The organism is Agrobacterium rubi TR3 = NBRC 13261, assembly GCF_000739935.1.
Classification (GTDB): domain Bacteria; phylum Pseudomonadota; class Alphaproteobacteria; order Rhizobiales; family Rhizobiaceae; genus Agrobacterium; species Agrobacterium rubi.
On record NZ_BBJU01000027.1, the window covers coordinates 113,288 to 134,956 of the forward strand.

The following is a 21,669-nucleotide window of genomic DNA, read 5'->3' on the forward strand; positions in this document are numbered from 1 at the left end:
CCTTATGCGCGGCGGGTTAGTCCCGGTGATACCGTAAGCCGCAACATAATGCCGATCACCAGATCGACCACAAGTGCGAGCAAACCGACCAGAACGGCGCCGGCCGCCATCTGGTAGTAGTCGTTCTGCGCTCGGCCATCGATAATGAGACGCCCAAGCCCGCCGAGCGATACATAGGCGGCAATGGTTGCCGTAGAGATGATCTGCAGCGTCGCGCTCCGCAGCCCGGAGAAAATGAGCGGTAGGGCGCAAGGGAGTTCGACATCGAAGAGAATATCGAGCGGACGCTTGCCCATGCCGCGCGCCGCATCCACCGCTGCCGGATCCACCGCCGCAACCCCGGCATATGTTGCGCTCATGATGGGCGGTACGGCCAGCAGCACGAGAACGATGATGCTGGGCACGATGAATGCCATGTCGGACGCAAAGATCGGACCGAAGAGGATGACGAGCAGTACGATAAGACCAAGGCTCGGCAGTGCACGCAGTGCGTTCGCGAGGCCAGCAATGACAACCACACCGCGGCCGGTGTGTCCGACATAAAGACCGATCGGCAAGCCGATTAGGCAGGAGAAGAAGAGGGCAACACCGCTATAGATCAGGTGCTGAATGACGAGGGCGAAGACGCCATCGGTGCCTGTCCAGTGGGCCGGATCGGAAAACCATGCGATCATCGTTCTGCACCTCCGGGCTGCCACGGTGTCAGCTGTTTTGTGGCAAAGACCACGATCCCATCGAGCAAAGCTGCCAGCAGCACGCAAAGAACGATACCGGCGATGATCGGCGTCAGGAAGCGCAGTTGAAGCCCTTGCGTGAAGAGTAGACCGAGCTGCGGCGTGCCGACGAGTGCTGCGACTGAGACGATGCTGACATTGGACACCACGGCGACACGGAGGCCCGCGGCAATGACCGGCACCGCAAGAGGTAGCTCAACGAAAATAAGCCGCGGCAATGTGCGGTAGCCCATGGCGTTGGCAGCCTGAATGACGTCGGGCTGCACGGAATCGAGGCCGTCATTGACGGTGCGGATGAGAAGAGCCAGCGCATAAATCGTCAGCGCCACGAGCACATTAAGCGGGTCTAGAATGCGCGTACCGAGAACGAGCGGCAAGAGAACGAAGAGGGCTAGAGACGGGATGGTGTAAAGCAAACCAGCCGCGCCCAGCATGCTTGAGCGGAAGAAGCCGGCCCTCTGCGCAAGCCAACCAAGAGGAAGAGCGAGGAGGAGGCCGATGACCACGGGAATGACGGAAAGCCAAAGGTGCCAGAGGAAGAGTTCGGCGATACGGCCGGACTCGCGGTACAGCCAATCGAACCTCATGCATGCGCTCCCATGCGACCGGTGCGCGCCGCCTCGATCGCGGCTGCCACATGAGACAGGGTGACGGTGCCCGCCAATTTACCTGATGGACCGACGATCACGCCTCGGCCTGATGGTGAACTGAGTGCAGCATCAAGGACATGGCGCAGGCTGCTGCCTTCGACGGCAAGCGTGCCACTAAGATTGAGATCGCCATCTCTTAATGGAGCCTTGACGCTTTCGATATCGGCCCAGCCTAGCGGCCGGTGCTCGGCGTCTGCGACAAGCACCCATCTGTCGATCGCAATCTGAAGAAGGGACTCCGGAGTGGCGCCGAGCGTGGCTGTCGGCTCCTGGCCAAGTGGCACGCCGTCATTGTTGAATTCGGCAAAGCCAAGGATGCGATAACCCCGGTCACGTCCAATGAAATCGGCGACGAAGTCGTCGGCGGGTCTTGCCAGCAATTGCTGGGGGGTAGCGATCTGCGCCAGCGTTCCGCCGGTGCGCAGGACTGCGACCTGATCTCCAAGCTTCAGAGCCTCGTCGATGTCATGCGTAACCATAATAATGGTCTTGCCGATTTCGTGTTGGAGGCGCAGGAACTCGTCCTGCAACTGGGCGCGGACAACCGGATCGACAGCGCTGAAAGGTTCGTCCATGAGCATGAATTTCGGGTCTGACGCGAGTGCTCGGGCAACGCCCACTCGCTGTTGCTGGCCACCGGAAAGTTGCCATGGATAGCGATTGGCGAAGGCGGAGGAGAGGCCGACACGTTCCAAGAGGTCATGAGCAGTGCGAAGCGCCTGCTGCGTGGGCGTTCCGTTCAGCCGCGCGGTTGTAGCGATGTTTTGCACGACTGTGCGGTGGGGAAACAGTCCGGCGTTTTGAATGACGTACCCGATCCTGCGGCGCAGCAGCGCGACATCCATCGCATCCGCTGGCTCGCCGTCGAGAAGAATTCTGCCCGAGGAGGGCGTGATCAGTCGGTTGACCATGCGAAGCGACGTCGTCTTGCCGCAGCCTGAAGGGCCGACAAAGATTGTAAGCTTGCCGGTTGGCGCAGTCAGCGACAAAGTGTCGACAGCCGTTGTTGGGCCGCGGTAATGCTTACTGACGTTGTCAAAAGTTATCATGTCGCAGTCCCCTGATGTAGAAAATCGGATCTGGCCGAGGCTCCTATATGCGTTAGTTGTCTATACAAGCACGAACGCCAAACCTACGCAAGCAGGGCGCTCAAAAATTCTGCGCGCCCTAATTGTGCTTAATTTTTATGCGGGAGTGTCGTGGGGCAGCAGCTAGTTGGTGCACTTAAACGTGCGGTTTCGTTGCGGAGGTCGAGTCGGACCGGTTGCCGCGACGTACGAATTTTCTGGGAGTTTCTCTGAAAGAGGTGTCAAATCAATCTCAGTATTTCCAATAGGGGCACGAGTATTTCTCGCACAATGCTTCTAATTTAATCGCTTATGAGAACTAACGCGGGCAGCAGTTCGAATTCAGTCAAGGCGTTTGACGTTCTCCCCATCTTGAACCGCAACCCTTAATAAGGATCGCCTTTTCAAATGCGCGGTCTGCGAAAGTTCACGACATAGAGGATCGGGCCGCAGACTGCACCTCGCTTAAGACGTTTTTTGAGACTTACCGGGAAACGCATGGCTAGCTGCGCGACCGAAGGACCGGTTCCTGGACCGTTGCCGAGTATGGCGCAACCCGGCTGCATTCGCTTCTCGAGTATGTCCGCCCGCGATGAGCATCGCGAGAAGCAGGCCATCCGCAAAACTTGCGGATGGCCTGGTGGTTGCGGCGGTCATACTGCCTGCCTTTGCCACGACGGGAACGGATCAGGCATACCTTGCCAGCGATCTGGCAAAAATTCGGTGCTGTCGATCAGGCATTCGTCCAGTTCAGCTCGAATGGCCGCCTCATCCATGGGATCTGCGCCGATGAAAACGATTTCCTGCCTTCGATCACCCCAGATCGGATCAAGGTAGGGTTTCATCATGTTTAGGAAGCCAGGGTCGTCGGGCCACTGGTCCTTCGGTACCGATGTCCACCATAGGCCCATCTTCTGAGTCCGTACGAGCGCACCCGCTTGACTTAGTTCGCCGACGTGGTCCGGACGTGTGGCAAGCCAGAAAAAACCTTTCGCGCGGACAACGCCCGACCACGAGCGATTGATGAATGACTGGAACTTCGCAGGATTGAACGGTTTCTTAGCGCGATAGACAAAGGACCGGATACCGTATCCCTCCGATTCTGGAACATGGTGGGCAAAGCCATGCAGTTCCTTGAACCAGAGAGGATAGGTCTCCGCTTTGGCGAAGTCGAAACGTCCTGTACCCAGCACTTCGTTGAGGCCGACCTTGCCGAAATCTGCCTCGATGAGTTTTGCATCGGCATTGAGGCTGGCGATGATCTTGCGTGCGGCGTCTCGCTGCTCGGGGCTCGCCGTGCCGATCTTGTTGAGGATCACGACATCGGCGAACTCAATCTGCTCGACGAGGAGATCTACGAGCGTTCGGTTGTCGCCGTCGCCAGCCGTCTCACCCCGGTCAGCCAAGAAATCGGAGGAACTGTAGTCCTTGAGCAGGTTGGCAGCGTCAACCACAGTCACCATCGTGTCGAGCCTTGCAACGTCGGAAAGACTGCGACCATTCTCGTCGCGGAAGTCAAATGTTGCGGCGACTGGCAGTGGCTCGGCGATCCCGGTGGATTCGATCAGGAGATAATCGAATCGACCCTGCTCGGCCAGAGAGCGAACCTCCTGGAGGAGATCATCGCGCAATGTGCAACAGATGCAGCCATTGGTCATCTCTACTAGTTGTTCTTGAGTCCGCGAGAGGTTGGCTCCGCCATCACGCACCAGCGCGGCGTCAATGTTGACCTCGCTCATATCGTTGACAATGAGGGCAACGCGTAGACCTTCGCGATTGGTAAGGATGTGGTTGAGCAAGGTTGTTTTTCCGGCGCCGAGGAATCCCGACAATACCGTTACTGGGAGTTTCGACGTCATTTGCATCTCCGTTGTTTCGAAAGGGAAGGGTGGAACAGCAAGCTTACGGAGCCGGGCGGAGGGGGCCGCTCACACTCTTCGACCACCGTTAGGACCAGATGCTTGTTTCGGGCCAATCTAGCAACAATGCCAAACCTCCGATCTAACGTAATGGTATAACAACACAAACATTCGCGAATGTAATACCATTACATACTACATGGCTGTCAAGCCGTTTCGCCACCGATCTTTTTCCACCCGCAGATTCGACGAGTACGGCCCGCCCTGACCGCGAAAATCCATCTTGAACAAGCGAGGAGACATGTTCGCCAACCCTTTTGCCAAGAGGAAACCGCCATACAGACATCGACTGGGTCGTCTCAGTCAACGCATGGGACCATGCCTGTAACGTTGCTGACCGGGTTCCTCGGCGCAGGGAAAACAACGTTACTCAACGACATTCCTCGGGAGTCCGGAGTGGCGAACGCGGTTAATTCTAACAAGGTGCTTTGATCTAATGATGATGAACCCGCGATGGAGAGGACCGGCCGCAACATTGATCTTTGACATATTCTTCCGGCAGTTTGTGTGTCATCTAGGCGACGTCAATGAACCTCGGGATGCCATTACATATTGGTACGCTGCCTATCGTTATCAGTGATAGTATCTGGACTGATCGCCTGGTTTTCCAGGAAAATGTGGTACGTAGGAACGATCATAACATTCGCTCAGTTGCCTGCGCTCGTCGCTGCGAACAACGACCCTTCATTCATGATGGGCCTGCTTTTTTGCTTGTTTTGTCGCTTCCTGCCAGCGCGGCATCAGCGCTTGCAATGCAATTGCGACGTTGCTGATGAGAGTGGGGGGCTCTTGGCGCGCTAGATGCAATGAAGAGCTGCTAACAACGGCAGAATTTTCCGGCGAAAGTTATCTTGATCTGCGCGGTGTGTTTGTGCTCGTCTTTCGTGAAAACCGACAGATCTGGAGCATCTCAACATGTAATTTATCGAGAACGAGCGTCTGATCCTGAGATTATTTCAGGCAGGGGATGCTGATGATCTATTTGCTTATAAGTTGCTCGCTGCCCATAGCCTGTGACCGGAATTGTTTTAATTTACCATCGTTTGCGGATTATTTATACGTTTAGCCGAGGATGCCGCTAGTATTCAGGGGCGGGTCAATGAAAAAACTTTTTAGTACTGTGTCGGGAAAACTCATTTTGGCGACGGGAACCGCCATTACGGGTATCCTCATCGCTTATACGGCTTTCAATGTTGTCGCTGTCAAATCTGCGACAGAACGCGACGTGATGGCCTTGGCGAACGAAAAGGCCGGTTTGGTCAGCCAGCACGTTGCAACAGATATTTCCGAAGCAACATCAGCTGGCGCAACACTTGCTGCTACGATCACAGGAATTATTGGCGATGGCTCTCGCAGCCGCGCGGATATTATAGCCATGATCAAGTCGGTTGCTCCGCAATATCCAAACGTGTTCGGGGCCTGGATGTGCGAGCTGATCGATGGCAGGAGCCCGAAGCCTACAGTCGGTAATGATGGATTGAACAAGGAAGGTATCTTCACGCCCTACTGGACGAAAGGAAACGGTGGCCAGATGGAGTTTTCCACCTGGACCATCAAACCGGGAGATGAATACTACAGCGGTGTGCTAAAGAGCGGGAACGCCATTATCACCTCGCCTTATCTCACCAACATGTCAAAGCTTGTCACATCGGTGTCGGTGCCGGTCAAGATCGACGGCAAGGTCGTCGGCATGGCGGGCGTCGATATCAAGCTCGACGATCTAACGGCGAGTTTGGCACGGATGAAGCCGTTTGAAGGCGGTAGCGTCATGCTGCTCGCCAGCAACGGCAAATGGTTGACCCATCCGAACTCGGATAATCTGATGAAGGATTATTCTGACGTTGGTGCTGCAGATGTCAAACAGTCGTTGGCAGATGGCAAGATGAGGGTCGTGACCGGACTTCCGGACGGTTCGGTGCGCCTCATCTATCCATTCACTGCATCCGGCATGAACACCACGTGGGCGACTGTGCTCGACGTTCCGTCAACGGTTTTTTCCGCTCCGGTATGGCATCAGGTCTACAGCACTCTGATTGGCGGGCTACTTATTCTGTGTGTCACGCTTGGCGTCATTCTACTGGCGAGCCAGATCCTTATCAAAAAGCCATTGACGGCGGTTCTGAGCGCTGTCGGCAAGATGGCAGATGGCAATTACAGGGATCCGGTTGGTCAGACGGCCAAGAAGGATGAGCTAGGCAGACTGACGGCCGCGCTCGAGACGTTTCGATTTGCCTTGGCCCGGGGTGAAGAAATGCAGGCTGAGCAGGAGGAACTCCAGCGCCAGATCGACGGCGACCGCAAGCGCCAGAACGCGATCGACAGCGACAAGGCTGACGATCTGCGTCGCTTTGTTGAAATCGTCCAGAGCAGCTTCAATTCCCTTGCTGCCGGAGATTTGACGGTGCGCATGAACGAGCGAGTTGCGCCCGAATTTGATGCCATCCGGCAGAACTTCAACGTATCTGTTTCTTCGCTTGAAGAAACGATCGGCAACGTCGTTAACGCAGTCTATACGATACGCTCCGGTCTCTCTGAGATATCCACGGCGTCGAATGACTTGGCCCGGCGTACCGAGCAGCAGGCTGCCTCGCTTGAGGAAACCGTCGCGGCTCTGGGTGAAGTCACTCGTGGCGTAAACAATACTGCAGATGGCGCATCGACTGCGCAAAAAACTGTGAATGTCGCTCGTGGGGATGCTGAGAAGGGTGGCGAAGTCGTCGCCCGCGCGATTGCGGCGATGATGGAAATTCAGGGGTCCTCAAGCAAAATTGGCAATATCATCAGCGTCATTGATGAGATTGCTTTTCAGACCAACCTGCTTGCACTGAATGCAGGCGTCGAGGCTGCACGGGCAGGTGAGGCGGGCAAGGGCTTTGCGGTCGTGGCGCAGGAGGTGCGTGAACTTGCACAGCGCTCCGCCAAGGCTGCGAAAGAAATCAAGGAACTGATCTCCATGTCATCCAACCAGGTCGAGGCTGGTGTCCAACTGGTCGAGGAAACCGGTTCATCTCTAGGCAAGATTGTCGAACAGGTTTTGGGAATGAGCCACACCGTCCATCAGATTGCTGCAAATGCGCGTGAACAGGCGGTGAGCCTGCGGGAGGTGTCGTCCGCAGCAGATCAGATGGATAAAGTCACACAGCAGAACGCGGCCATGGTGGAGGAAACGACGGCTGCCGCTCAGAGTCTTGCACAGGAAACCGAAAAACTGGCTGCAATCATCGGTCGTTTCAAAGTAATGGGAAATCAAGCGCGGACCCAGAACCACGAGTTTCAGTACCAAGCGGCTAGCTGACGTGAAGCCTTAGAAGTCCAGAATTAGAGAGTGACCAATCTCTCAAGCTCGCCTGTGAGGAAACGATACCATTGTGAATGTAAGTTGGCTTTGCGCTGATAGCTGCGGGGGATTGAGCAATGATGGGATATCAGCAACTCCGGAGCGCTGAAGGGAAACCTAGTAATACCTCCGACACAAGACCTAAAGTGGCGGATAAGGGGTTAATCATCGAGTTTTCTTAAAATGGCATCGGCCAAATGCAGCGTTGCCAGACTTACTCCAACGTTGGCCCGGAAACAGTCTGCCAATCGCATCTAGTTTCGAGGCTCTCCGATGAAAGCGCCAGGTGTTGTCGCTGTCACCTGCCTGAACGCACAGGAAAACGCGGCAGTGCTTGAGAAGCCTGCGTCGCTCGCCACGTCGGCGATTGCCTTGCCCAGGGCAAGCTGCTCCATGGCTTTTACGATCCGCGCCCGTTGCCTCCAGGCTTTGAGCGTCATTCCCGTCTCCATCGGGAACAGACGGCTTGCTGTCCGAACCGAGGTTGCGGCTCGCGATGCCAACTCGTTCAAATCCATGCGATTGCGATGATCGCCAAGAGCGATCTCAGCCACCCGCTTTGCGACAGGGTTACTGGGTATAGGAAGGTAGGTCGGTGCATCTGACACTGCGCTCAGTTCAAGTAATATCAGCCTCACCACAAGTTCTGCTTTAACCGATGACGCATCGTCTTCAACTGCCGCTGCAAGCAGGGACTGGAGTAACGGTGTGACCTTGGATGCGAAGGCACGGTCCGGGAAATTTGGAGGAGCCCAGATCGCCATTGCAGGTGGTTGCCACTGCACCATCCAAAGCTCGGCGTCGGTTATGATATCCAGGCGATGCAGAACACCTGCCGGAATCCATGCCGCAAGCTGGGGAGGCACAAGCCAGACACCTTCATCAGTATGAAGCTGGATCATACCAGACGCAGCATAGGTGAGTTGCGCCTCATCATGACTATGGAGCGGCAAGGCTGAACCGCTCGGTTTGCTCATGCGGTGGATATTGAAAGGTGGGTGCATGTGGAATGGCCTGTCCGCGATGCGGATTGGCATCACATCGGGAAACTACATCTATATGAAAGAGCAGGTCAATATTTAGGAGACGTAATTATGAGAGCTGTTGTTATCCGGGAGTACGGGTCCAATGATGTGGTGGAGATCGCTGAGGTCGATCGGCCAGAGCCGGGGGTCGGCGAGGTCTTGGTGAAGGTTCACGCGGCAGGCGTGAACCCTATTGATTGGAAAATTCGTGGGGGCATGGGCCAGCGCATGGGGATGACCCTGCCGATTCACCTCGGAGGCGAAGTTGTCGGCACAATCGAGAAGATTGGTGCTGGTGTCGATAACTTTCAGCAGGGTGAGACCATCTTCGGCATGGTCCACACCGGTGCTTTTGCAGACTATGCGGTTGCTAAAGCAACCAATGTCGTGCGTACGCCTCATAATATCGACCTTATCCACGCAGCGGCCCTTCCACTAGCAGGCTCCACTGCGTGGCAGGCACTTTTCGATGAAGCAGGACTTTCCGCCGGACAACGTCTTCTCATCACCAACAGTTCGGGCGGGGTCGGTTCTCTTGCCGTTCAGTTCGCCAAGGCCTGCGGGGCGCATGTCACAGCGGTAGCGTCGGGTCGCAACGAAGAATTCGTTCGTGCTCTCGGAGCCGACGAGTTCATCGACTACACAACCCAACCCTTTGAAGACGCGGCACGCGAAGTCGACATCGTCTTCGATACAATGGGAGGCGAGACATTTCAGCGTGCTTTCAAAACCCTCAAGAAGGCCGGTTTCATGGTCACCGTCGTAGCCTTCCCCAACAAGGAAGCCGAGCGATATGGTGTCAGCGTAAAGCGATCGCTCACCGTTCCGAGCGCGCGTAACCTGGTCTCGATTACGGAACTGGTCGAGGCTGGTAAGGTGGTAGCACACGTCGATGCGGTTCTGCCGTTGGTAGAGATCAGGCAGGCGCTTACGCTATCTGAGGCTGGTCGCGCCCGTGGCAAGATCGTTCTTACACCCATTGACCAATAGCCGCGATCTCAAGTCGGTTCCGTCTGCTGATGACCGCCAAGTCAAACTAGCGGCCATTAGAGGCTGCGGAATCGTCCAACCAAAAAGTTTCAGCGCCCTATCAGTGTTCAGTTTCATATGCGTTTGATCCATTTTTCCGTTTCGTCGTGATCCACTGACGCTTTATAATATTGTTGTCGGGCAATTGTTTACATCGGATCTGATGGGCTTACGCTAAATGGAAAAACGGGTTAGATCTCGGTGAAATTCAAGACTGCTATAGTTCTGTTTCCTGGATGATCGTAAGATTCTCTGCATTCGACCAGCGACGGCGACGCGCATGCGAGGCGAGACCAGGACTAATCATGCGATGCTTATCCCATTCGAGGATTATAATCCGCTCAAACACATGTACTTCCAAGTTAGATAATCATCAAGCCCGTGGGTTGATCCTTCTCTTCCGATCCCGCTTTCATTCACCCCGCCAAAAGGGACCACTTCGGTGGAGATAAGTCCTGCATTTACCCCTATCATGCCGAACTTGAGGCTCTGAGAAATGGCAAATGTGCGCTTGAGACTCTGAGTATAGAAATACGCAGCAAGCCCGGAATCCGTCGCATTCGCTGCCGTTATAACTTCTTCATCCGCACGAAATCGAGAGACGGCAGCCAGGGGCCCAAATGTCTCCTCTCGGCAGACGGCCATATGATCCTTCACCTCAGCCAACACAGTGGGCTGAAAGAACGTTTTGCCAAGCTTATGGCGTTCGCCTCCGACTACGATCCGGCCACCCTCCGCAACAGCATTGGAAATGTGTTGTTCGACTTTCTCGAGTGCGGCCATGTTTATGAGAGGACCTTGTTCGACACCCTCATCAAAACCATTTCCGACTTCCAATGTCTCCACGGCATGAGAGAGCTTTTCGAGGAAGGCGTCGTACACGCTGTCATGAATATAGAAGCGGTTTGTACAGATGCATGTTTGCCCCGAATTGCGAAACTTTGAGGCCATCGCGCCTTCGACTGCCTTGTTGATGTCTGCATCGTCGAAAACTATAAAGGGCGCGTTGCCCCCCAGTTCCATGGAGACGCGCTTCATCGTATCCGCCGATTGACGGTACAGAAGTTTTCCCACCGCCGTCGAACCCGTAAAAGTGATTTTTGACACCATTCGACTTGACGTCAACTCCGCCCCGATTGCGATAGGATCTCCGGTGACGATGTTGACTACACCCGCCGGAACACCCGACTCAGCAGCGAGCCTTCCCCAAGCAAGGCCACAATAGGGGGTCAGTTCAGAAGGCTTAATGATGATCGTGCAACCGGTAGCCAGTGCCGCCGCGAGCTTTCTCGCAATCATGGAGAATGGGAAATTCCATGGCGTAATCGCGCCGACGACACCGACAGGCTCCCGCGTCACCAGGATTTTACGGTCAGCCCAAGGCGAGGGAATGGTTTCGCCGTTGATACGCCTTGCCTGTTCCGCAAACCAGGTGACGTAGGCGGCTGCGCTTTCGATCTCGCCTCGGGCCTCGGGAAGCGGCTTCCCCTGCTCCAATGTAAGCAATTCGGCAAGTTCATCGCGATGTCGATGGATAAGATCAGCCATGCGGTGAAGTACGCGTGCACGCTCGCCTGCGGTAAAATTGCTCCAGGTCGGAAAGGCGTCGTTTGCAGCCAGGATGGCACGGGCCGTCTCATTTGCACCGCAATAGGGAACAGTTCCTACGATGCGGTCGGTCGCAGGGTCGGTGACGCCAAGTGTCCTGCGGTCGTCCGCTTCGATCCAGTCACCGCCAATAAAAATACGTTCATTCAGCCAGTCGCTACCCACGTGATTATGCAACATCATGATTTCCAGAATAGAAGGTGTGAGGTGGAGCCGTTGTTTTCAGGCGAGATTTTCAAAAGGAACAGTGTACTAGGAGGCAGCAGCGTGCCTTGCCTCCTGGGAACAGATCAGCGGATCCATTCATTCCAACGCTGTACCAGCATGCTCATATTTGCGTTGATCCATTGCGCATCGGGTACGATAATGCGCTGCTCGACATCTGACGATGATGGGAGAGTGTCCCGGGCTTTCTGAGACATCATAGAAATTGCTTGTTGGCTCGGAGGGGTGCACGAAAGCGTCTCGCAAGCCTTCGCCTGAACCGATGGGTTTTTCAGCCAGTACGTGATCAGCTTCAACGCATTCTCGCGGTTTTTCGCACCTCGAATGAGCGCGATCCGATCGCCGACGAGGAAAGCTCCGTCGTAACTCCAGCCAATGTCAAACCCTTCAGCCTGCAGCGCTTTAGCCCGTGTCAACCAGATCTGTCCGAGGCGATACTCGTCGTTGCGAAAGCCCTGTACGCTCTGGTCACCGGTCTTCCACCACAGTTGAACGGCGGGCCGAATTTCATCCAGCTTGCGGAATGCGCGATCAACGTCGATTGGGAAAAGGTCTTCCTTCGCAACGCCATCAGCAAGCAACGCCGCGGCCAGTACCCGCCAGGGGTCATCGAAGTTTGGGAATGCTCGCCCGCCTGGAAATTTTTCAACGTTCCACATGTCCGCCCATGTTTTCGGGTCACTGCCATTTCCGTCAGGCTTGTAAGCCAACAGGGTAGCGGTCGACTGCAATCGCGCCCCGCCCCGTGTGCAGGCATCGGCCACGAGATGAGTGTCAACGTCGAACTGCAGGCAATATGCTGAGAGATCCTCGGTGATCTTATAATGAGCGTCGGATCCTGCCTGAATTTCTCCGTCCAGATAGAGGTCCCATGTCACGTTGTTGGTTTGCACCATGGCCGTGACCTTGGCTCGTTTTTCCGCGTCTGTCGCAGATACCGTAACAACTTCTATCCCAGTTTCCTTGGTGAAAGGCACGAACCAGGCATCCCGCAAGGCCTTTTCGTAGGTGCCACCCGTCGTAGCGATGACGACGCGCTCGTTTGCTTGTGCGTTTCCGAGGTGGAGAGATGTTGTGAAAGCGAGTGCCAACATCAGACCTAAACCTGATTTCAGGCAAGCCTTCGGCGTCCGATCCAGTTTGATCATTTCAAATTCCCTTATTTGTAACGTTGAGTTAGCGTCTGCGTTGTGATGTCAAAAGTTGTGCTCCGGTCATCAGTGCAAGCGAAATTGCAACGAGCACTGTCGATGCTGCCGCGATGACAGGCGTCAGATTGAAATCGATATCCTCGAACATCTTGCGCCCGATCGACTTGCCCCCGATGTCAGATATGAAGAACGAAACTGTCGCGTCGTCAAAAGATGCCAGAAAGGCAAAAACGGAAGCGGATGCCACGCTCGGCCCGATGCTGGGCAGCATGACAAGAAAGAAAGCTTGAACTCTGTTCGCACCGCAATTGAGTGCCGCCAGTTCCAATGATGAGTCGAACTTCTGAACTGCTGCGCCAACTACGATCATGACATAGGGTATGGCCAGAACCGTATGGGCGATCACAAATCCGCTGAGCGTCCCGGTCATCCTCCAGGGCGAAAAGACGAGGTAAAGTGCAACACCGAGGACCACGTGTGGCACGATCATAGGCCCCAGAGCCAAGCCTTGCAGAAACCCCTTAAAGGGAAGTTTACTCTTTGCGAGGGCCAATGCGGCCATTGTCCCCGTCACGGTTGCGACAAGGGATGTTGCCAGCGCAATCTGGAGGCTGAAAGCCGTCGCAGCCATCCAATCCGGGTCCGAGAAATACGCGGCATACCACTTCCACGTAAGCCCTTGTGGTGGGAACGCAAGGTAGCTGCTTTCATTCAAGCTCATTGGAATGACCAGAAATGTCGGCAGAATAAGGAAGATCATGATTGCAGACACCAAAAGGCCTGCAGCATACGTGGCCACGATACTGCGACGAGACCCTCGTGACGAACTTAAAGAATTGGTCACGAGCGGCGTTTCAAATGTCGGGTTATCAGATGCCATTGTTCAGCCCCTTGCTCAACGATAGTGTCTTGCGGAACGCGACGATCACGGCGAGTGTGACGATGAGGAGTGTTGTGGAGAGGGCTGCCGCGAAAGGCCAGTCCAGCAAGACGATCGTCTGTTGGCCAATCAGCGTCGCCATCATGAGAGAACCTGCACCTCCGACGAGTGCCGGTGTGACATAAAATCCAAGCGCAAGAACGAAACTCATGACACAGCCTGCGAAGATGCCAGGCAGGCTCAATGGAACCGTAACCTTGCAGAATGCGTGGACAGGGCCCGAGCCAAGGTTTCTGGCTGCCTTGACATACTCGTCCGGTATTGCGCGCAATGCGGCGAAGATCGGCAATATCATGAAGGGAAGAAGGACATGCGTCATAGCCAAAATGACTGCACTTTGCGTGTAGATCATTCGCAAGGGTTCATCAACGAGGCCTGCAGAGACCAGAACCTGATTGATGATGCCGTTGCGCTGAAGCAGAATAATCCACGCGTATGATCGGATCAGGACGGAAGTCCAAAGCGGGATCAATACGCACACTGTTACAATCGTCGCCCACGGTTTTTTCAGTCGCGTCATGGCGTAGGCCACAGGAAACCCAAGGATAAGGCTAGCGCACATAACAAAAATTGCGACAAATACAGTCGACAGCAGAACGTCCAGATAGAGGGGTTCCTGAAAGATGCGCCGATAGTATTCCAGGCTCATCGCTGGCAGGCTTATCGCCACGAGCTTCGCAAGCGGATAAGCGAACCCTGCCAATAGGAAGGCGGCTGCTGGCGACAGCAATATAAGTGCTGTTGCGTGAGAGTAAGTCTTCGCAGAGGCCGATGAAAACAAGATGTGAGCAATTTTGCGAGGCGCTCGATGGGCGGTCAAAGAAGCAGTCATGCCGCACGCCTCTCATCTTCTAGAAAACAGCTGGCTGCATCTGGATCGGGTAGAAGGTCAACGCTTTGACCTATCGAGAATTCCGCTTCGCTGCCTGTTACCACCTGAACTTCGACCACTGGTGCTCCAGGCAATTCCAGCCGGACAAGAAAAACGTGGAACGAGCCGGTGAAAACACAGCTCTCGATGACACCTGGTATTGCTCCAAGGGTCTGAGATCCGCGGCTCTTAAGTGCCAATCGCTCAGGCCGCATAGCAAAGCATATATTATCGCCTTCTCGCGTTGTCTTCAGGGCGACCTGGGAACTGTCTGTGGTGCGTACAACCACATCCCCGGATAGCCGTATGAGTACCTCATCGTGATCCACAGATAGGATTTTTCCGTCAAGGAAGTTCATTTTTCCAATGAAATCAGCAACAAAGCGGTTGGATGGCGCGTGGTAGAGCGCAGCAGGGGTACCTATCTGCACGACACGTCCAGCATGCATGATTGCGACCCGATCTGACATAGTCAGCGCCTCTTCCTGGTCGTGGGTGACATAAAGTACTGTGGCTCCGACCTGTTTCTGGATTCGCTTGATCTCGAACTGCATTGCTTCCCGCAGTTTTTTATCCAGCGCCCCAAGAGGCTCGTCCATAAGCATCACCGGCGGCTCGAACGCGAGCGCACGGGCCACGGCCACACGTTGTTGCTGGCCGCCGGAAAGCTCCGAAGGCAGTCGGTCCGCGAGATGGCCCATTTGCACCAATTCCAGCATCTCGTCGGCCCGTTGTTTCCATCCGGACTTCCACTTCGATCTGAGCTTGAGAGGAAATGCGATATTTTGGCGTACCGTGAGATGGGGAAAGAGCGCATATTTCTGAAAAACCATCCCAATGTTGCGCTTATTCGGCGCAAGGTCGGTAATGCTCCGGCCACCGATAGTGATCCTTCCGGCCGACGGGCGCTCGAAACCTGCGATCATCGTTAGTACGCTTGTTTTTCCGGACCCCGACGGCCCAAGCACGGAAACGAATTCACCAGGCAATGCACAGATATCGACTCCGTCCACCGCGATCGTGTCCCCGTAACTTTTCACCAGACCCTCGAGATTTAGTGCTTCGCCAATCAATTGAATCCCCTTTTATTTTCGTGCTGTCCAAGATCCCGATTTTACGTTTTGGGCAGATGCAGCGTTATTCTGCTGTCCCAAGAGACAACATTTGAAATCAATGATATTTAGTCTTTGATGTCACATAGCCTTCGCAAAAGCTTTGCATTTGATTTTTGTGACATCAAAAATATGACGAGTCAACGTGCTACGGAGGCAAAATGATCGAAAATTCACGTCAAGAGGGTGATGCGAACCTACCGCACCAGAGGATGGGGAGTGCGGTCTACGATATCCTCCGCGAAAGGATGATCCGCGGCGCCTACCCTCCAGGATATAAGTTCACAGTGCGCGGCGTGGCCGGGGAACTTGACGTGAGTACAACACCTGCGCGCGATGCCCTGAACCGACTGATCACAGAGTCTGCCCTGATCTTCTCTGGGCCAAAGACACTGGTTGTACCTACACTGACCAAAGCACAGCTGCGCGATATCACGGTAACGCGCATAGCGCTTGAAGGCGTAGCGGCGGAGTACGGCGCCAGGACCTTTGACGAGAAAACTGTGTCAAACCTTCATGGAATTCAATGTCTTATAAATGAGAGCCTTGAGGCTGGCCGCTATCATGACGCGCTTTGGCATAACAAGGAGTTTCATTTCGCAATCTACGAGCTAGCGGGCATGCCCGGTCTTTTGAGCATGATTGAATCACTCTGGGTGAGGATCGGTCCGACGCTTCTCAATCTTTATCCAGAGTATGCACGACACCGTCAGGGCGTTCACAATCACATGGTGGCAATTGAAGCGCTGGCAGACCGGGACCCGACAGGCGTGAGGGCTGCTGTTGAGAATGACATCCGGGAAGGTTACCGAAAACTGCGCTCTGCGGCACCCGACAGTTCGGAATAACAACTAAACCCCAAATTGACGTCACATATTGACTCTTCATATTTTTGTTGCAACAAAACTGTGAAGGGCGGGTAAACTTCGTCCGTTTTTCTCCATGAAAGGATGAGGATCAATGCAATCACACAGAAATGCTGCTCGCAACCTTGCACTCAAGCGGCAAAGGTCGATCGAATTATTTGAACGTGCCCAATCGGTTTTCCCAGCGGGAGTAACACGTTCCACTATCGAGCTGGATCCTCACCCGATCTTTGTATCGTATGGAAAAGGCGCGTACGTGACCGATATTGATGGTCATCAAATGCTTGATCTCAACAATAATTTCACGACACTGATCCACGGACACGCCTTCCCCCCGATAACAGAGGCGGTTGCTGATGTGTTACGGATGGGAAGCTGTTTCGCGAATCCAATGAGCCACGAAATCGACCTGGCAGAACTTTTGATTGACCGTATTCCTGCTGTTGAACATCTCCGCTTTGTCGTCAGTGGAACAGAGGCGGTGATGTTCGCTATCAAGGCTGCGCGTGCCGCGACTGGTCGCGTTGCTATTGCGAGGGTCGAAGGCGCATATCACGGAGCCTATGACTGGGCTGAGGCTGGCCAATCGGCAACGCAGACCGCGCCACGCGGCGCATATGTTGGAATGCCGGAAAGTGTTCTTGATGATGTGGTCGTCATTCAGTTCAACAACGTCCAAAATTTGGAACAGCAGGTATCGAAACACTCGGAGCGCCTGGCGGCCATCCTTATCGATCCGATGCCAAGTCGCGCGGGCCTGATACCACCGACGCTGGAGTTCATGAAAGCAATCAACGCCGTTGGCAAGCGCTACGGAATTGTCATCATAGCCGACGAAGTCCTTAACCTTCGACAAGGGCATGCGGGTGCCTCGGCACGGTACGGCCTTGAGCCAGACCTTGTCACAATGGGTAAGATCATCGGTGGTGGTTTTCCTGTGGGTGCAATAGGAGGCCGAATGGAAATCATGTCGGTGTTTGGCAAAACTGGAGGCAAACCAGTTGTGCCCCAGGGCGGTACCTTCTCTGCCAACCCGGTTTCAATGCTTGCGGGACGCCTTGCCATGGAAGCGCTGAACGAAGAGGCTTTTGAACATCTTGAACACCTTGGCAATTTCGTCCGGGACGGGTTGCGTTCAAGGATTGCGTATCATGGTGTCGACTTGTGCGTCACGGGAGCAGCATCGCTTTTTCGTATTCACGCAAGGGCATCCGAACCCTTTTCGTTTCGCGAAAGCCTGCCGACGCCAGCTGGGGAAAATGCTCTGAAGATGATGAGCCGCCACTTCTTGAGCAATGGCATCTTGATGCCATACGGAGCAGCGGCATCAATTTCGACACCAATGACAGAAGAGGATATGAGCAACATCATCTCTGTCTTCGACGATTTCCTCATAAACTTCAAAACGCATGCCGGGGAGGCAGCCTGATGGACAGTGAAATTCATATAACCACCGTCGCTGAACGGATCGCGCGTGCGCTAAAGCGCCACGGCGTCGAGGTCATATTTGGCCAAAGCCTTCCGTCCGCTGTCATACTTGCAGCTGAAAATATCGGCATCCGTCAGATATCCTACCGGCAGGAGAATATGGGCGGCGCAATGGCAGACGGTTATGCCCGGCGGTCCGGCAAGGTCGGGATCGTGGCCGCCCAGAATGGACCGGCGGCAGCACTGCTCGTCCCTCCGCTGGCAGAGGCACTCAAGGCAAGCGTTCCTGTGATTGCCCTTGTGCAGGATGTGGAGCGCGACCAGACAGATCGCAACGCTTTTCAGGATCTTGATCACATCAGTCTTTTCCAATCGTGTACGAAGTGGGTGCGACGTTTGACGGTTGAGGAGCGCGTAGAAGACTACGTTGATGCCGCTTTTACCGCAGCAACATCAGGCCGCGCGGGCCCGGCCGCCCTGCTGTTGCCCGCAGATTTGCTTCGATCCGCAGATGTTGCTTCATCAAGGGCTCGCCGGAAAAATCTTGGCCATTGGCCACTGGACAGACCACGACCTTCCGACAACGATCTTGACATTGCGGCGCAGGCGATTGCTGCCGCAAGAGCACCGGTCGTGATTGCGGGCGGCGGTGTGCATGCCTCCGGCGCTGCATCGCAATTGCGAATGCTCCAGGACGAGGCTTTTTTACCCGTCTTCACAACCAATATGGGCAAGGGTGCGGTGGACGAGTGGCATCCATTGTCCGCGGGCGTTTTGGCATCACTTGTAGGACCAAAATCACTTGGCCGACATACGGTCGAAATGGTTCGGGAGGCAGACCTTGTCATTCTGGTCGGCACAAGAACCAACCAAAATGGTACTGACAACTGGCGTCATTATCATCCAGATGCTGATATAATCCACATAGATGCCGATCCTCAGGAGGTCGGCCGAAACTACGAAGCGATTCGACTCGTCGGCGACGCTCGCGAAACCCTTGCAGGGCTGCGTCAAAGGATCCAGCTTTGCGATCTGCATCTCAGGTATTCTTCCCGTGAGACAACATGTGCGCGCATCCGCGCGTGCTGGGAAAACTTCAATGCGGATCGTCAGGTTTTTTATGGCTCCGATGCAAACCCGCTGCGCCCTGAAAGGGTCATGGCTGAACTCCAAAACATCATCGCCGAAAACACAACAGTTGTTGCGGACGCCAGTTACTCGTCGATGTGGGTTCTCGGTCAGTTAAGGGTGGCGTCAGAAAAAACGCGGATCATCACACCCCGTGGGCTTGCTGGCCTTGGGTGGGGCGTGCCGCTTGCAATCGGGGCAAAAGTCGCAGCACCACATTCCGATGTTGTTGCATTGGTGGGTGATGGCGGATTTGCACATAGCTGGGCCGAGCTGGAAACGCTGGTACGCATGCAAATCCCAATCACCATTATTGTGCTCAACAACGGTATTCTCGGTTTTCAGCGTGACGCGGAAACCGTGAAGTTCGGCAAGTACACGACGGCGTGCCATTTTGCGGAGGTGGATCACGTCAAAATCGCACAGGCATGTGGCTGCGAGGCGGTGCGGATCAGCCACACGGGGGAACTTGAGGCTCAGATCAAAAAAGTCACGGGTCGCAACGTTCCATTGCTCATTGAGGTGGTCACAGATCCAGAGGCTCACCCAGCCATCTCTCTGTTTGCGCAGATGGACAGCGCTGCATGACACGAAACAAAAGAAGCAGGGTGGCAGTCGTTGCTGGAGGTACCTCAGGTATCGGCTTGTCAATTGCGCATCACCTCCTCGGCCTTGGCCACAAGGTTGCATTGTTCGGGCACACGGAGGGCGCGGCAGAAGCCGCGCGCTCCACCTTTCGAAGTTACATCGAGTCCAACAGTGCCATGGTCGAATGCTGCGATGTGAGAAATCAGAGTGAGGTGAGGGGCTTCTTCAAAGATCTTGAGTACCGGTGGTCTGCTCCCGATATCCTTGTCTATTGCGCGGGCATCTCGCCCAAAGGGCCGGATGGCGTGGCCCGGCCTTTTGTGGCGATCGATCTGGACGAATGGAAGAATGTGCTCGACGTGAACCTGACCGGGGCTATGCTATGCTGCCAGTTTGTAATTCCCGGTATGGTGACCAACGGTTTCGGGCGTATTGTTCTGATAGGGTCGCTTGCAGGGCGTACTCGACCGATGATTGCTGGAGCGGCCTACGCTGCCTCAAAAGCCGGACTTGGTGGTCTCGCCCGCGCGCTCGTCAGTGAATTCTCGTCAAACGGCATTACCGTCAATGTCGTCGCACCTGGACGCATTGTCACGCCTATGGCGGGAAGCCGAACAAGCCAGGTTAATCTCGACGCAGCAAAACGAATTCCGGCTGGACGAACAGGAGAAACCGCCGAGGTTGCAAAGCTTGTGTGCTTTCTCATCTCCGACGAAGCTGCTTTTATCAACGGAGCTGTCGTTGACATCAATGGTGGTGAATACACCCCCGCGTAATTGAGAAAGACGGGCAAAACGCAAATTTATGGAGGACGGACGTGCGTCATTCGCTGCTCATCCACACGACTGACCCCGAACTGTATCTCATTTTACGATACATACTGGAAGAGGCAGGCCATGGCGTGGGTCTGGCATCCAATCTCGATGGTTTGCTCGTCACAGCGCCGTCTTTCGTCGCCAAGGGGAACACGATCCTTCTGTGCCTTGGTTCAGGTGATCTTCTTCGCGCCGCCACACTGATGAGACAACATAAACCGGAATTCCGGATAGTCGGCTTTCCTCTTGATAGCAAACCAGTCAACGACACTGACCTTGTCCATTTCGACTATATGGTGCAACGTCCGTTCGATCCGTCCGACCTGCTCAACTTTCTGAAACTTGGCGCGCCTTTCAAATCGGGGCCAGAGAACTTTAAAACCGTGACGTTCGCGGATGTCGAAATCGACCTAGCAGCAATCCGCGTTCGCCGTGGCGATGTTGAAATCAATTTGTCTGCGCTGCATTTCAGGCTTCTTGTTCACCTTGCCAAGCATGCGGGTAGGGCCGTCAGCCGTGACGAACTTATCGCCTGTTGCTGGCCTGCTGGAGCGATTGTGGAACCACGCACTGTCGACATCCATGTCGGTAGAATCAGGCAAGCGCTGAACACCTCTGGCGACAACGTTATCCGGACCGTGCGATCAATCGGATACGCCGCCGCCATTGATGACGTCCATCGCGTCAATTGCGCGTAAGTGTGTGGAACACAGACGTCCAGAAGCGAAAATCACTGTCTCTGCCGTCGAGACGTGCATCAATAGCACTAAACGCGACCGCGAGCGCCGCATCTGCCCCAAATATTTTACGTGCTGCGGATGCTACATCGCACGCGTCAACACGCGGCGGAATACCACCGCCGATAAGCGGAGCGAATTCCTCATTTCTTTTCATATCCATGTGACCTCCTACGAGCCTGGCGCAGGATCTTGAATGCCGGGCGTTTAGCCTCGTCTCAGAGATGCAGAACTGTCAAACAGCTGCATGTTCGCCCCTGGCAGATTAATAGCGGTCACACGCTTTCCATTACCTCGTGACATGACGTTCAGGAAATCCCCTATTTGATGTCACATAAGGATAGAGTATTTCAAGCATATAAAACAAAATATGCAATTTTTCCAATTTGTGTAGCATTTTAACCGTATATTGTATACGTTTTGTGACATCAAAATCAGT

Annotated in this window: 18 protein-coding genes and 1 pseudogene; 8 read left to right on the forward strand and 11 right to left on the reverse strand. The window is 54.6% G+C overall.

The features are described 5' to 3' along the window. Positions 1-2 precede the first annotated feature (2 nt). From RRU01S_RS20855 to zigA, 4 genes are all read right to left on the reverse strand, one after another. The gene (locus tag RRU01S_RS20855; RefSeq protein WP_045232139.1) at positions 3-674 is read right to left on the reverse strand and encodes an ABC transporter permease; all 672 of its coding nucleotides are present in this window, start codon (positions 672-674) and stop codon (positions 3-5) included. Further along, entirely contained in the window at positions 671-1,321 is a 651-nt protein-coding gene (locus tag RRU01S_RS20860; protein WP_045232140.1) for an ABC transporter permease, read from the reverse strand. Before RRU01S_RS20860 ends, RRU01S_RS20855 begins: the two co-directional genes overlap by 4 nt. Further along, positions 1,318-2,433 (reverse strand): ABC transporter ATP-binding protein, encoded by a 1,116-nt coding sequence (locus RRU01S_RS20865; protein WP_045232141.1) that lies wholly within the window; start codon positions 2,431-2,433, stop codon positions 1,318-1,320. The genes RRU01S_RS20860 and RRU01S_RS20865 overlap by 4 nt, the downstream gene beginning before the upstream one ends. 671 nt (positions 2,434-3,104) lie before the next feature. Continuing rightward, complete coding sequence (gene zigA, locus RRU01S_RS20870; protein ID WP_045232192.1) at positions 3,105-4,310, reverse strand: zinc metallochaperone GTPase ZigA; 1,206 nt, start codon at positions 4,308-4,310, stop codon at positions 3,105-3,107. 378 nt (positions 4,311-4,688) lie between these two features. Between zigA and RRU01S_RS25980 the strand changes: the two are divergent. After that, a pseudogene (locus RRU01S_RS25980) lies at positions 4,689-4,778 on the forward strand (GTP-binding protein); the annotation flags it as partial. Positions 4,779-5,469: 691 nt separating this feature from the next. Next, complete coding sequence (locus RRU01S_RS20875) at positions 5,470-7,665, forward strand: methyl-accepting chemotaxis protein (protein WP_045232142.1); 2,196 nt, start codon at positions 5,470-5,472, stop codon at positions 7,663-7,665. A gap of 296 nt (positions 7,666-7,961) precedes the next feature. On the opposite strand, the gene RRU01S_RS20880 is transcribed toward RRU01S_RS20875, so the two are convergent. After that, positions 7,962-8,744 carry an AraC family transcriptional regulator gene (locus RRU01S_RS20880; protein WP_234936196.1) on the reverse strand — a complete coding sequence of 261 codons (783 nt, stop codon included), beginning with the start codon at positions 8,742-8,744 and terminating at the stop codon, positions 7,962-7,964. A gap of 57 nt (positions 8,745-8,801) precedes the next feature. On the opposite strand from RRU01S_RS20880, the gene RRU01S_RS20885 reads away from it, so the two are divergent. After that, positions 8,802-9,722, forward strand: coding sequence for an NADP-dependent oxidoreductase (locus tag RRU01S_RS20885; protein WP_045232144.1), 921 nt, complete (start codon positions 8,802-8,804; stop codon positions 9,720-9,722). A gap of 369 nt (positions 9,723-10,091) precedes the next feature. Here the strand turns inward: RRU01S_RS20885 and RRU01S_RS20890 are convergent, their stop codons facing one another. From RRU01S_RS20890 to RRU01S_RS20910, 5 genes are all read right to left on the reverse strand, one after another. Further along, positions 10,092-11,549 (reverse strand): NAD-dependent succinate-semialdehyde dehydrogenase, encoded by a 1,458-nt coding sequence (locus RRU01S_RS20890; RefSeq protein WP_108722704.1) that lies wholly within the window; start codon positions 11,547-11,549, stop codon positions 10,092-10,094. 110 nt (positions 11,550-11,659) lie between these two features. Then, a complete protein-coding gene (locus RRU01S_RS20895; RefSeq protein ID WP_045232193.1) occupies positions 11,660-12,688 on the reverse strand; it encodes an ABC transporter substrate-binding protein in 1,029 nt (342 codons plus the stop codon). 82 nt (positions 12,689-12,770) lie between these two features. Continuing rightward, on the reverse strand, positions 12,771-13,625 hold the full coding sequence (locus RRU01S_RS20900; protein WP_045232146.1) for an ABC transporter permease: 855 nt from the start codon (positions 13,623-13,625) through the stop codon (positions 12,771-12,773). Further along, positions 13,615-14,517, reverse strand: coding sequence for an ABC transporter permease (locus RRU01S_RS20905; protein ID WP_045232147.1), 903 nt, complete (start codon positions 14,515-14,517; stop codon positions 13,615-13,617). The genes RRU01S_RS20900 and RRU01S_RS20905 overlap by 11 nt, the downstream gene beginning before the upstream one ends. Further along, on the reverse strand, positions 14,514-15,629 hold the full coding sequence (locus RRU01S_RS20910; protein ID WP_045232148.1) for an ABC transporter ATP-binding protein: 1,116 nt from the start codon (positions 15,627-15,629) through the stop codon (positions 14,514-14,516). Before RRU01S_RS20910 ends, RRU01S_RS20905 begins: the two co-directional genes overlap by 4 nt. Before the next feature lie 200 nt (positions 15,630-15,829). On the opposite strand from RRU01S_RS20910, the gene RRU01S_RS20915 reads away from it, so the two are divergent. The 5 genes from RRU01S_RS20915 (at position 15,830) to RRU01S_RS20935 (ending at position 21,191) form a co-directional block, all read left to right on the forward strand. Continuing rightward, positions 15,830-16,516, forward strand: a complete 687-nt coding sequence (locus RRU01S_RS20915) for a GntR family transcriptional regulator (RefSeq protein WP_052816182.1) — start codon at positions 15,830-15,832, stop codon at positions 16,514-16,516. 112 nt (positions 16,517-16,628) lie between these two features. After that, the gene (locus RRU01S_RS20920; protein ID WP_045232149.1) at positions 16,629-17,963 is read left to right on the forward strand and encodes an aspartate aminotransferase family protein; all 1,335 of its coding nucleotides are present in this window, start codon (positions 16,629-16,631) and stop codon (positions 17,961-17,963) included. Beyond that, positions 17,963-19,678: an acetolactate synthase catalytic subunit gene (locus RRU01S_RS20925; RefSeq protein WP_045232150.1), complete on the forward strand. Its 1,716-nt coding sequence runs from the start codon at positions 17,963-17,965 to the stop codon at positions 19,676-19,678. Before RRU01S_RS20920 ends, RRU01S_RS20925 begins: the two co-directional genes overlap by 1 nt. Further along, positions 19,675-20,454, forward strand: coding sequence for a 3-oxoacyl-ACP reductase FabG (gene fabG, locus RRU01S_RS20930; protein WP_045232151.1), 780 nt, complete (start codon positions 19,675-19,677; stop codon positions 20,452-20,454). Before RRU01S_RS20925 ends, fabG begins: the two co-directional genes overlap by 4 nt. Before the next feature lie 41 nt (positions 20,455-20,495). Beyond that, entirely contained in the window at positions 20,496-21,191 is a 696-nt protein-coding gene (locus tag RRU01S_RS20935) for a response regulator transcription factor (RefSeq protein WP_045232152.1), read from the forward strand. Here RRU01S_RS20935 and RRU01S_RS20940 read toward each other — a convergent pair. Next, entirely contained in the window at positions 21,178-21,393 is a 216-nt protein-coding gene (locus RRU01S_RS20940) for a Y4oE-related protein (RefSeq protein WP_045232153.1), read from the reverse strand. The two genes, RRU01S_RS20935 and RRU01S_RS20940, sit on opposite strands and share 14 nt — an antisense overlap. Positions 21,394-21,669: the final 276 nt, after the last annotated feature.